Source organism: Blastococcus sp. SYSU DS0753 (assembly GCF_054051175.1).
In genome coordinates this window covers 51,327-64,343 of record NZ_JBJHAT010000003.1, presented here as the reverse complement: position 1 = coordinate 64,343, position 13,017 = coordinate 51,327, and the positions used below count along the sequence as shown (strand labels likewise).

The following is a 13,017-nucleotide window of genomic DNA, read 5'->3' as shown; positions in this document are numbered from 1 at the left end:
CCCCAGAAGGAGACACCATGGCCAAGCTTTCCACCACGGAGCTGCTCGACGCGTTCAAGGAGATGACCCTCCTCGAGCTGTCCGACTTCGTGAAGCAGTTCGAGGAGACCTTCGAGGTCACCGCTGCTGCCCCCGTCGCCGTCGCGGCCGCCCCGGCCGCCGGTGGTGGCGGCGGCGACGCCGGTGCCGCTGCCGAGGAGCAGGACGAGTTCGACGTCATCCTCGAGAGCGCCGGCGACAAGAAGATCCAGGTCATCAAGGAGGTGCGCGGCCTGACCTCGCTCGGCCTCAAGGAGGCCAAGGACCTGGTCGACAACGCGCCCAAGCCGGTCCTGGAGAAGGTCGCCAAGGACGCCGCCGAGAAGGCCAAGGCCGCTCTCGAGGGCGCCGGCGCCTCCGTCACCGTCAAGTGACGCCCTCCCCGGCCTGAGCCGGGGAGCGCACCACCCCGCACAGGGGCCGTCCACCACCTGGAGGACGGCCCCTGTCGCATGTCCGGGTGGTTCCGCCGCCCAGGAGGGAGCGGGGGTCACGCAGACTCCGTGGCACGTGTGACCTCCGCCGGGCCAGTCGTGCGTGCAGACGGTGCCGACGGTGCAGGCCGCGCATGGTCACCATCGACGGCGAGTGGACGATCAGCGGGCTGGCGCTCACCGCCAGCTGAGTCCGGCCGCGTGCGCATCTCGTCGTCCGGCCGGCGAGGCCGCCGCCTCCGGCCGGCGAGGCCGCCGCCTCCGTGCGGGCCCGGGTGGGGCCGCCCCGGCAACCGGGCCGCTCGGCGTGGCGGTCCCACCGGAGCGGGATGGCTGACATCATGGATCCGCCGCACACCCCACCGGCCCGCCGGAGGGCCGCCCGTCCCGCGGATGTGGCGCCGCTCGCACCGGTGCCCCCGACGTGGACATCGCGCGCCACCAGGGGTAGGGTCTCCTGTTGCGCTGCCCTCTGACTGCCTGCCCGCCACAACGGGTCACGACGGGCGCCCGGGAATCCACCGGGCGATACCCGCGCTGACCTGTCCGGCGAGCGATCGCGGCCGTCGCGGACAGCCTCGCCACCACCGACGACGACCCAGGACGACCCCGCAGCCCACCGCCCGCACGTCGTGAGGTCCTTGGAAGGACGCATCTTGGCAGGCTCTCGCCCCACCAGCATCACCCCCGGCACCACCGAGTCGGGTAACACCCGAACCACCCCGGTCACGCAGAACGGCCCCCGCACCGGCGAGGCCGACCAGCAGAAGATCCCCGGCGCGCCGCTGCGCGTCTCGTTCGCCAAGATCTCCGAGCCCCTCGAGGTGCCGGATCTGCTCGCCCTGCAGACCGCGTCCTTCGACTGGCTCGTGGGCAGCCCCGAGTGGCGGGCCACCCTCTCCCCCGAGGAGCAGGAGGCGGCCGTCGGTGGCCTCGCCGAGATCCTCGAGGAGATCTCCCCGATCGAGGACTTCAGCGGCTCGATGTCGCTGTCCTTCTCCAACCCGCGCTTCGAGGACGTCAAGGCGTCCCTCGAGGAGTGCAAGGACAAGGACATGACCTACGCGGCGCCGCTGTTCGTCACCGCCGAGTTCATGAACAACACCACCGGCGAGATCAAGAGCCAGACGGTGTTCATGGGCGACTTCCCGATCATGACGAACAAGGGCACCTTCGTCATCAACGGGACCGAGCGCGTCGTCGTGTCCCAGCTCGTCCGCAGCCCCGGCGTCTACTTCGACAAGACGCTGGACAAGACGTCGGACAAGGACGTCTTCAGCGCCAAGGTCATCCCCAGCCGCGGTGCGTGGCTGGAGTTCGACGTCGACAAGCGCGACACCGTCGGCGTCCGCATCGACCGCAAGCGCCGCCAGCCCGTCACCGTCCTGCTCAAGGCCCTCGGCTGGGGCGAGGACCGCATCCGCGAGCACTTCCAGTGGTCGCCCACGGTCCTGGCCACGCTGGAGAAGGACCACATCGCGGGGCAGGACGAGGCCCTGCTCGACATCTACCGCAAGCTGCGGCCGGGCGAGCCGCCGACGCGTGAGTCGGCGCAGGCGCTGCTGGAGAACCTGTTCTTCAACCCCAAGCGCTACGACCTGGCCAAGGTGGGCCGGTACAAGGTCAACAAGAAGCTGGGCGTCGAGGTGCCGCAGGGCACCCAGACGCTGACCGAGGACGACATCGTCGCCACCATCGAGTACGTCGTGCGCCTGCACGCCGGCGAGCCCGACCACGGCGTCGACGACATCGACCACTTCGGCAACCGCCGCCTGCGCACCGTCGGCGAGCTGATCCAGAACCAGATCCGGGTCGGCCTGTCCCGCATGGAGCGCGTGGTCCGCGAGCGGATGACGACCCAGGACGTCGAGGCGATCACGCCGCAGACCCTGATCAACATCCGGCCGGTCGTCGCCTCCATCAAGGAGTTCTTCGGCACCAGCCAGCTGTCCCAGTTCATGGACCAGACCAACCCGCTCGCGGGCCTGACCCACAAGCGCCGCCTGTCGGCGCTGGGTCCCGGTGGTCTGTCGCGTGAGCGGGCCGGCATGGAGGTCCGCGACGTGCACCCGAGCCACTACGGCCGGATGTGCCCGATCGAGACGCCGGAAGGCCCGAACATCGGCCTGATCGGCTCGCTGTCCTCCTACGGCCGGGTCAACGCCTTCGGCTTCATCGAGACGCCGTACCGCAAGGTCGAGAACGGCACCGTCACCGACCAGATCGACTACCTCACCGCCGACGAGGAGGACCGCTTCGTCGTCGCGCAGGCCAACAGCCCGCTCGACGCGCAGGGCCGCCTCGCCGAGGAGCGCGTCCTGGTCCGCACCAAGGGTGGCGAGGTCGACTACCTCGCCCCCGAGAACGTGGACTACATGGACGTCTCGCCGCGGCAGATGACCTCGGTCGCGACGGCGATGATCCCGTTCCTCGAGCACGACGACGCCAACCGCGCGCTCATGGGCGCGAACATGCAGCGGCAGGCGGTGCCGCTGCTGCGCAGCGAGGCGCCGCTGGTCGGCACGGGCATGGAGCTGCGGGCCGCCGTCGACGCCGGCGACGTGGTCGTGGCGGAGAAGGCCGGTGTGGTCGAGGACTCCACCGCCGACTACGTCACCGTGATGGCCGACGACGGCACCCGGCAGACCTACCGGCTGCTGAAGTTCCGCCGCTCCAACCAGGGCACCTCGGTCAACCAGACCCCGCTGGTCGACGAGGGGCAGCGGGTCGAGGTGGGCCAGGTCATCGCCGACGGGCCGTGCACCGACGAGGGCGAGATGGCGCTGGGGAAGAACCTCCTGGTCGCCTTCATGTCGTGGGAGGGCCACAACTACGAGGACGCGATCATCCTGTCGCAGCGCCTCGTGCAGGACGACGTCCTGTCCTCGATCCACATCGAGGAGTTCGAGGTCGACGCCCGCGACACCAAGCTCGGCGCCGAGGAGATCACCCGGGACATCCCGAACGTCTCCGAGGACGTGCTGGCCGACCTCGACGAGCGGGGCATCATCCGCATCGGGGCCGAGGTCGTCCCCGGCGACATCCTCGTCGGCAAGGTCACGCCCAAGGGCGAGACCGAGCTGACCCCCGAGGAGCGCCTGCTGCGGGCCATCTTCGGCGAGAAGGCCCGCGAGGTGCGCGACACGTCGCTGAAGGTCAAGCACGGTGAGTCCGGCAAGGTCATCGGCGTCCGCGTGTTCTCGCGCGAGGACGGCGACGAGCTGCCTGCCGGCGTCAACGAGCTGATCCGGGTCTACGTCGCCCAGATGCGCAAGATCTCCGACGGTGACAAGCTCGCCGGCCGCCACGGCAACAAGGGCGTCATCTCGAAGATCCTGCCGCAGGAGGACATGCCGTTCCTCGAGGACGGCACCCCGGTCGACATCGTCCTCAACCCGCTCGGCGTCCCCGGCCGCATGAACGTCGGCCAGGTCCTGGAGATGCACCTCGGGTGGATCGCCAAGCAGGGCTGGCAGGTCGACGGCGACCCGGACTGGGCGAAGAACCTGCCCGAGGCGGCGAGGTCGGCGGCGCCGGGCACCCGGACTGCGACGCCGGTGTTCGACGGTGCCAAGGAGGAGGAGATCGTCGGGCTGCTCTCGTCCACGATCCCGAACCGCGACGGCAAGCGGATGGTGCAGCCCACCGGCAAGGCGCGGTTGTTCGACGGCCGCTCCGGGGAGCCCTTCCCCGAGCCGATCGCCGTGGGCTACGTCTACATCCTGAAGCTGCTGCACCTGGTCGACGACAAGATCCACGCCCGCTCGACCGGCCCCTACTCGATGATCACGCAGCAGCCGCTGGGTGGTAAGGCGCAGTTCGGTGGCCAGCGCTTCGGCGAGATGGAGTGCTGGGCGATGCAGGCCTACGGCGCGGCCTACGCGCTGCAGGAGCTGCTCACCATCAAGTCCGACGACATCCTCGGCCGCGTGAAGGTCTACGAGGCCATCGTCAAGGGCGAGAACATCCCCGAGCCGGGCATCCCGGAGTCGTTCAAGGTGCTGCTCAAGGAGCTGCAGTCGCTGTGCCTCAACGTCGAGGTGCTCTCCGGCGACGGGCAGGCGATCGAGCTGCGCGACACCGACGACGAGGTCTTCCGGGCCGCGGAGGAGCTGGGCATCGACCTGTCCCGCCGCGAGCCGTCGTCCGTCGAAGACGTCTGATCGGTAGTCGGCCGGCCCTGAGCAACCGGGGCCGGCCGACCACCACTTCCAAGTCATAGAAGCGAAGCACTAGCCCCTGAAAGGGGTCACACCTTGCTCGACGTCAACTTCTTCGACGAGCTCCGCATCGGTCTGGCCACCGGCGACGACATCCGCCAGTGGTCGCACGGTGAGGTGAAGAAGCCCGAGACCATCAACTACCGCACCCTGCGTCCGGAGAAGGACGGTCTCTTCTGCGAGAAGATCTTCGGTCCTACCCGGGACTGGGAGTGCTACTGCGGTAAGTACAAGCGGGTCCGCTTCAAGGGGATCATCTGCGAGCGCTGCGGCGTCGAGGTGACCCGGGCCAAGGTCCGCCGCGAGCGGATGGGCCACATCGAGCTCGCCGCTCCGGTCACGCACATCTGGTTCTTCAAGGGTGTGCCGTCGCGGCTGGGCTACCTGCTCGACCTGGCGCCCAAGGACCTCGAGAAGATCATCTACTTCGCGGCCTACATGATCACCTCGGTCGACGACGAGGCGCGCCACCGCGACCTCCCGACCATCGAGGCCGAGATCAGCGCCGAGAAGTCCAACCTCGAGAGCCAGCGCGACGCGAACGTCGAGGCGCGCCAGCAGAAGCTCGAGGCCGACCTCGCCGAGCTGGAGGCGGAGGGCGCGAAGTCCGACGTCCGCCGCAAGGTGCGCGAGGGCGGCGAGCGCGAGATGCGCCAGCTGCGCGACCGCTCCCAGCGGGAGATCGACCGCCTCGACGAGGTGATGGACACCTTCCGCAAGCTCGAGGTCAAGCAGCTCATCGCCGACGAGGGCCTCTACCGCGAGCTGCGGGACCGCTTCGGTGAGTACTTCGAGGGCGGCATGGGCGCCGCGGCGCTGCAGAAGCTCCTCGCGGGCTTCGACCTCGACGCCGAGGCCGTCTCGCTGCGCGAGACGATCCGCAGCGGCAAGGGCCAGCGCAAGCTGCGCGCCCTCAAGCGGCTGAAGGTCGTCGCGGCGTTCCAGCAGACCCGCAACTCGCCCATGGGCATGGTGCTGGACTGCGTCCCGGTCATCCCGCCGGACCTGCGCCCGATGGTGCAGCTCGACGGTGGCCGCTTCGCCACCAGCGACATGAACGACCTGTACCGCCGGGTGATCAACCGGAACAACCGGCTCAAGCGACTGCTCGACCTGGGCGCGCCGGAGATCATCGTCAACAACGAGAAGCGGATGCTCCAGGAGTCCGTGGACGCGCTGTTCGACAACGGCCGTCGCGGCCGTCCGGTCACCGGTCCGGGCAACCGTCCGCTGAAGTCCCTGAGCGACCTGCTCAAGGGCAAGCAGGGCCGGTTCCGCCAGAACCTGCTCGGCAAGCGCGTCGACTACTCCGGCCGTTCGGTCATCGTCGTCGGCCCGCAGCTGAAGCTGCACCAGTGCGGCCTGCCCAAGCAGATGGCGCTGGAGCTGTTCAAGCCCTTCGTGATGAAGCGGCTGGTCGACCTCAACCACGCGCAGAACATCAAGTCCGCCAAGCGGATGGTCGAGCGCGCGCGCCCGGTCGTGTGGGACGTGCTGGAAGAGGTCATCACCGAGCACCCGGTGCTGCTCAACCGCGCACCGACGCTGCACCGCCTGGGCATCCAGGCCTTCGAGCCGCAGCTGGTCGAGGGCAAGGCCATCCAGATCCACCCGCTCGTCTGCACCGCGTTCAACGCGGACTTCGACGGTGACCAGATGGCGGTGCACCTGCCGCTGTCGGCCGAGGCCCAGGCCGAGGCCCGCATCCTGATGCTGTCGTCGAACAACATCCTGTCGCCGGCCGACGGTCGCCCGATCACCGCGCCGACCCAGGACATGGTGCTGGGCCTGTACCACCTGACGACCCTGGTGCCCTCGCGGCACGAGGCCGACGGTGGTCAGCCGGCGTCGTTCTCCTCGGCCGCCGAGGCGGTCATGGCCTACGACGTGGGCGCGCTGGGGCTGCAGGAGCGGGCCTACATCCGCCTCGACGAGGTGTTCGGCGTCGACAACGGCAAGGTCAACGAGGCCTGGGTGCAGCCCGAGGACTGGACCCCCGGTCAGCCGGCGCTGGTCGAGACCAGCCTGGGCCGGGTGCTGTTCAACGAGGCCCTGCCCGAGGACTACCGCTTCGTCAACTACCAGGTGCCGAAGAAGGAGCTCGGGGCGATCGTCAACGACCTCGCCGAGCGCTACCCCAAGGTGCAGGTCGCGGCGACGCTGGACGCCCTCAAGGCCGCCGGGTTCCGCTGGGCCACGCGGTCGGGCGTCACCATCGCCATCGACGACGTCGTCACACCGCCGGTCAAGCAGGAGATCCTCGACCGGCACGAGGCCGAGGCCGCGAAGATCGAGAAGCAGTACGAGCGCGGCGTCATCACCGACGCCGAGCGTCGTGGCGAGCTGATCGAGATCTGGACCCGCGCGCGGGCCGAGGTCAGCCAGGCGATGGTGGACAACTTCCCCACCACCAACCCGGTCTGGGTCATGGTCAACTCGGGCGCCCGAGGCAACATGATGCAGATCAGCCAGATCGCCGGTATGCGCGGCCTGGTCGCCAACCCGAAGGGCGAGATCATCCCGCGGCCGATCAAGGCCAACTTCCGGGAGGGTCTGTCCGTGCTGGAGTACTTCATCTCCACGCACGGTGCCCGCAAGGGTCTGGCCGACACCGCGCTGCGGACCGCCGACTCCGGGTACCTCACCCGGCGTCTGGTGGACGTCTCGCAGGACGTCATCATCCGCGAGGAGGACTGCGGTACCGACCGCGGCGTGATCATGCCGATCGGCACCGTCCTCGACGGTGTGGTGACGCGTGACCCGCACGTGGAGACCGGCGTCTACGCCCGCGCCCTGGCCGCCGACGTGGTGGCCGAGGACGGGACCGTCATCGCGCAGGCCAACTCCGACCTGGGTGACGTGCTGATCCAGGCGCTCATCGACGCCGGCGTCAGCGAGGTCAAGGTCCGCTGCGTGCTGACCTGCGAGTCGCTGCTCGGCACCTGCGCCACCTGCTACGGCCGGTCGCTCGCGACCGGCAAGCTGGTGGACGTCGGCGAGGCGGTCGGCATCATCGCCGCCCAGTCGATCGGTGAGCCCGGCACCCAGCTGACGATGCGCACCTTCCACACCGGTGGTGTCGCGGGTGAGGACATCACCCACGGCCTGCCGCGTGTGGTGGAGCTCTTCGAGGCCCGCGTCCCCAAGGGCAAGGCCCCGATCGCCGAGCTGGCCGGCACCGTCCGGATCGAGGACGGCGAGCAGTTCCGGAAGCTCACCATCACCCCGGACGACGGCTCCGACGAGGTCGTCTACGACAAGCTGTCGCGTCGCTCGCGGCTGCGGGTCGAGGACGGTGCCCACGTCGAGGTCGGCGAGCAGCTGACCGAGGGTGCGGTCGACCCGCACGAGGTGCTGCGGATCATGGGCCCGCGTGAGGTGCAGCTGCACCTGGTTCGCGAGGTCCAGGAGGTCTACCGCAGCCAGGGCGTGTCGATCCACGACAAGCACATCGAGGTGATCATCCGCCAGATGCTGAAGCGGGTGACCATCATCGACTCGGGCGCGACGGAGTTCCTGCCCGGTGCGCTGGTCGAGCGGACGATCTTCGAGACGGAGAACCGCCGCGTCGTCGCCGAGGGCGGCGAGCCGGCCTCGGCCCGTCCGGTGCTCATGGGCATCACCAAGGCCTCGCTCGCGACCGAGTCGTGGCTGTCGGCCGCCTCCTTCCAGGAGACGACCAAGGTGCTCACCGACGCCGCGATCCAGGGCAAGAGCGACAGCCTGCTCGGGCTCAAGGAGAACGTGATCATCGGAAAGCTGATCCCGGCGGGTACGGGGATCAGCCGCTACCGGAACATCGCGGTCGAGCCGACCGAGGAGGCGCGCGCCGCCGTGTACACGATGGCCGGCTACGAGGACGGGCAGTACTACAGCCCGGACGTCTTCGGGCAGGGCACCGGCGAGGCCGTCCGCCTCGAGGAGTACGACTGGCGGGGCTGACGGCCCCCCAGTAGCCGCTGAACGCCAGAGGCCCAGAACCTGCATGGTTCTGGGCCTCTGGCCTTTCCTGCAGCGGCAGCGGGCAGATCCCGGGACCCCGCAACGCGCGAGGCGCGCGCCCCCGCAGGGGACGCGCGCCTCGCAAGCGGATGGAACGGCCTGGCTCCAGGGGCCCGCGCCGAGCGGAGCGAGGTGCGGGGAGGAGCCAGGTCCTTCTAGTGGTCGACGGCCTTCTCCGCCCCGATGCCGGTGAGGGCCCGCACCTCGAGCTCGGCCCACTTGTCCTCGTTCGGCTTCTCCTTCGTGAGCACCGTGCCCAGGTAGCCGAGGAGGAACGAGGCCGGGATCGACACCAGGCCCGGGTTGCGCAGCGGGAAGAAGTCGAAGTTCCCGCCCGGGAACATCGAGGTCTCGGTCCCCGACACCACCGGGGAGAAGACGATGAGCCCGACGCAGATGATCAGACCGCCGTAGATGGACCACAGCGCGCCCTGGGTGGTGAACCGCTTCCAGAACAGCGTGTAGAGGATCGTCGGCAGGTTCGCCGAGGCGGCCACCGCGAACGCCAGCGCCACGAGGAAGGCGATGTTCAGCCCGGCGCGCAGCGCCAGGATGCCCAGGCCGATCGCGACGGCACCGATGACGACCGCGGTGATCCGGGCGACCTTGACCTCACCGTTCGGCGGGACGTCGCCCTTCTTGATCACCGATGCGTACACGTCGTGGGCGAACGACGCCGACGCGGTGATCGTGAGGCCGGCGACGACCGCGAGGATCGTCGCGAACGCGACGCCGGCGATGATGCCCAGCAGCACCGTGCCGCCGAGCTCGAAGGCCAGCAGCGGGGCGGCGGCGTTCACCCCACCCGGGGCCGCGACGATGCGCTCGGCACCGACCATGGCGCCGGCGCCGTAGCCGATGACCAGGCTGAACAGGTAGAAGATGCCGATCAGCCAGATCGCCCAGACCACCGAGGTCCGCGCGGCCTTCGCCGTCGGCACGGTGTAGAAGCGCATCAGCACGTGCGGCAGGCCGGCGGTGCCGAGCACCAGGGCCAGGGCCAGGCTGATGAAGTCCAGCCGGGTCGCGTCGCTGACGCCGTACTGCGCACCGGGGTTGAGCACCGACTCGTTGCCGGCGCTCTGCACCGCGCCGCCGAGCAGCGCCGACAGGTTGAAGCCGTACTCGCCGAGCACCCACAGCGTCATCACCAGCGCGCCGGCGATCAGCAGGCTGGCCTTGATGATCTGCACCCACGTCGTGCCGCGCATCCCGCCGACGAGGACGTAGAAGATCATCAGCGCACCCACGACGACGACGACCAGCGCCTCGGCCACCGGGCCGCTCACCCCGAGCAGCAGCGCCACCAGGCCACCGGCGCCGGCCATCTGGGCGAGCAGGTAGAACAGCGAGACCGCGAGCGTCGAGATGGCGGCGGCGGTGCGCACCGGCCCCTGCCGCATCCGGAACGCCAGCACGTCGGCCATGGTGAACCGGGCGGTGTTGCGCATCAGCTCGGCGACGAGCAGCAGTGCGACCAGCCACGCCACCAGGAAGCCGATGGAGTAGAGGAAGCCGTCGTAGCCGTAGATGGCGATGGCGCCGGCGATGCCGAGGAACGAGGCCGCCGACAGGTAGTCACCGGCGATGGCGAGGCCGTTCTGCTGACCGGTGATGGTGCGGCCTGCGGCGTAGTAGTCCGCCGCGCTCTTGTTGTTGCGGCTGGCCCGGAAGGTGATGGCCAGCGTGACGACGACGAACGCGCCGAAGATGGAGATGTTGATCGCCGGGTTGCCGATGGTGGCATCGGCGGCGAGCAGCTCAGGCACGGGTCGCCCCCTGGGTGTCGGTGTCGCCGCCGGCGGTCGCGTCGGGCGCGTAGTCGTGCGCCTCGAGACGCTCGCGCATCTCGTCGGCGATGGGGTCGGTGCGCTTGTTCGCGTGCGCCACGTAGAGGTGGGTGATCACGAAGGTGGTCAGGAACTGGGCGAGGCCGAACAGCAGGCCCACGTTCACGTTGCCGAACACCTGGGTCGACATGAAGTCCGAGGCGTACGTCGACAGCAGGACGAAGAGCAGGTACCAGACGATGAACGCGACCGTCATCGGGAAGGCGAAGCTGCGGAACCGCTTCTTCAGCTCGACGAACTCCGGGGAGTTCTGTGCGGCGCGGTACTCCTGCGGTGTCAGCAACCGTCGTTCGTCTGTCGGGGTCAACGTGCGGCCTCCAGGTCGGGGTCGGGACCACCGTGGCCGAGCAACAGCGGCCAGGTGTGAGCGCTGTCACGTTAGGGAGCCGGCTCCCGGGAGGGCAGGGGACCGCGCGGACTCTGCGGTGAGCGGCGAGCACGCGTCGACGTACGGCACGTCCAGCGGGACGAACGGTCGCGCGGGGAGGCGCCGGTCACATCGGTCTCGTGACGGACGGCGTCGCAGCACCGCGGCGACGCCTCGGCGATCACCGGGGGAGCGGACCGCGGTCCAGCAGCACCGCCTCGGGTGTGTGCAGCCTGGCCATGCTGCGGGCGGCGTGCCGGGGCAGGCGCCTGGGCGTGGCCAGCGAGACCACCGTCATCGTGAGGAACGCCAGCGGGACCGTCCAGGCAGCCGGCTGGACGAGCAGGGCGCCGGGCCAGCCGTCGGGAGCCAGTCCGAGCAGGGTGGCCAGCACCGCGAACCCGGCGCAGCCGCCACCGACGAGCATCCCGGCGATCGCGCCGGCGTCGGTGAGCCGGCGCCACCAGATGCCCAGCACCAGCAACGGGCAGAAGGTGGAGGCGGCGAAGGCGAAGGCGAGGCCGACGGCCCGGGCGACACCGACCCCTTCGGTCAGCAACGCGAGACCGAGCGGGACGACGACGGCCGTGACGGCCGCCGCCTGGAACGCGCGCACCCCGCGGAACCGGCGTCCCATCACGTCCTGGCTGATCACGCCGGCCACCGCGACGGTCAGCCCGGACGACGTGGACAGGAACGCGGCGAAGGCCCCGGCGGTGGTCAGGGCGGACAGCAGCTCACCCATCGTGCCGCTCAGCATCCGCGCCGGCAGCTCCAGGACCACGGTGTCGGTGCGGCCGCTGCTGATCAGGTCCGGTGTGTACAGCCGGCCCAGGCCGCCGTAGATCGGCGGCAGCACGTAGAACAGACCGAGCAGGGCCAGCACGAGGAGCGTCGTGCGGCGGGCCGCGATGCCGTCGGGGTTGGTGTAGAAGCGCACCACCACGTGGGGGAGCCCCATGGTGCCCAGGAACGTGGCGACGATGATCGAGTACGTCGTGTAGAGCTGGTGCCCGCTCCCGGCGAGCGGTGACGCCCACTCGTCCCCGGACCCACCCAGGCCCCCGGCGACGGCCGAAGCGGGGGAGGGGCCGCCGTCGCCGAGCCAGACGCCGGCCATGAAGAGCACCGGGAACAGCAGCGCGGTGAGTTTCAGCCAGTACTGGAACGCCTGGACGAAGGTGATGCTCCGCATCCCGCCGAACAGCACGTTGACCAGCACCACCGCCGCGACCAGCGCGCCGCCCAGCCACGGCTCGGTCCCGGTCGTGGTGGCCAGCGCCAGACCGGCGCCCTGGAACTGCGGCATCAGGTACAGCCAGCCGATCGCCACCACCAGCAGCGAGGAGAACCGGCGCACCGCCAGCGACTCCAGCCGGCTCTCGGCGAAGTCGGGCAACGTGTAGGCACCGGAGCGGCGCAGTGGCGCGGCGACGAACACCAGCAGGACCAGGTAGCCCGCCGTCCAGCCGACCGGGTACCACAGCATGTCGGTGCCGAACGCCAGCACCAGACCGGCGACACCGAGGAAGGAGGCGGCGGAGAGGTACTCCCCACCGATCGCCGACGCGTTCAGCCCCGGCCGCACCGTGCGGGAGGCGACGAAGAAGTCGCTGGTGGTGCGCGAGAACCGCCACCCGTAGGCACCGATCGCCAACGTGGCGACGACCACGACCGTGACGCCGGCGATGCTGTAGCCGGCCGCGGTCACGGCCGGCCGGTCCGGGGCGTCACGAGCGGTTCAGCACGTCGGTGAAATCCCGCTCGGTGCGTTCGGCGGCACGCACGTAGAGCCAGCCGACCACGAACAGGAACGGGTAGACGGCGAACCCCAGCAGGAACCAGGGGAGCGGTACGGCGAGCACCTCGACCGCGGCGAGATCCGGCACCAGCCAGAAGACCAGGGGGATCCCACCGACGAACACGGCCAGGGCGGCCATCGTCAGCAGGGCCAGGCGCAGCTGGGAGCGCAGCAGCGACGTCACGTACACCTCGCCGAGGAGGGTCTGGTCGTCGATCTCCCGGGCAGCCGGGACCCGTTGCGCCCGCGCAGCCCCGGTGCGCGGGCTGGTGACGCGCACCCGGCGTGGGGTCGGGTCCGGCAC

7 protein-coding genes are annotated in these 13,017 nt (G+C 70.0%); 3 read left to right on the top strand and 4 right to left on the bottom strand.

What is annotated here, in order from left to right:
* Positions 1-17 precede the first annotated feature (17 nt).
* From rplL to ACI799_RS03635, 3 genes are all read left to right on the top strand, one after another.
* The gene (rplL, locus tag ACI799_RS03645) at positions 18-413 is read left to right on the top strand and encodes a 50S ribosomal protein L7/L12 (RefSeq protein ID WP_456589078.1); all 396 of its coding nucleotides are present in this window, start codon (positions 18-20) and stop codon (positions 411-413) included.
* A gap of 716 nt (positions 414-1,129) precedes the next feature.
* On the top strand, positions 1,130-4,636 hold the full coding sequence (gene rpoB / locus ACI799_RS03640) for a DNA-directed RNA polymerase subunit beta (RefSeq protein ID WP_456589077.1): 3,507 nt from the start codon (positions 1,130-1,132) through the stop codon (positions 4,634-4,636).
* A 93-nt stretch (positions 4,637-4,729) separates the two neighbouring features.
* Positions 4,730-8,635, top strand: a complete 3,906-nt coding sequence (locus ACI799_RS03635) for a DNA-directed RNA polymerase subunit beta' (protein ID WP_456589076.1) — start codon at positions 4,730-4,732, stop codon at positions 8,633-8,635.
* Positions 8,636-8,850: 215 nt separating this feature from the next.
* Here the strand turns inward: ACI799_RS03635 and ACI799_RS03630 are convergent, their stop codons facing one another.
* From ACI799_RS03630 to ACI799_RS03615, 4 genes are all read right to left on the bottom strand, one after another.
* On the bottom strand, positions 8,851-10,464 hold the full coding sequence (locus ACI799_RS03630) for a solute symporter family protein (protein ID WP_456589075.1): 1,614 nt from the start codon (positions 10,462-10,464) through the stop codon (positions 8,851-8,853).
* Complete coding sequence (locus ACI799_RS03625) at positions 10,457-10,828, bottom strand: DUF485 domain-containing protein (RefSeq protein ID WP_456589074.1); 372 nt, start codon at positions 10,826-10,828, stop codon at positions 10,457-10,459. The genes ACI799_RS03630 and ACI799_RS03625 overlap by 8 nt, the downstream gene beginning before the upstream one ends.
* A 265-nt stretch (positions 10,829-11,093) precedes the next feature.
* The gene (locus ACI799_RS03620) at positions 11,094-12,623 is read right to left on the bottom strand and encodes a sodium/solute symporter (RefSeq protein ID WP_456599615.1); all 1,530 of its coding nucleotides are present in this window, start codon (positions 12,621-12,623) and stop codon (positions 11,094-11,096) included.
* A 19-nt stretch (positions 12,624-12,642) separates the two neighbouring features.
* Positions 12,643-13,017: a hypothetical protein gene (locus ACI799_RS03615; RefSeq protein ID WP_456589072.1), complete on the bottom strand. Its 375-nt coding sequence runs from the start codon at positions 13,015-13,017 to the stop codon at positions 12,643-12,645.

Bases quoted from the DNA above. Each gene is read 5' to 3' on its own strand.
- rplL (WP_456589078.1), top strand. From the start codon at position 18: ATGGCCAAGCTTTCCACCACGGAGCTGCTCGACGCGTTCAAGGAGATG.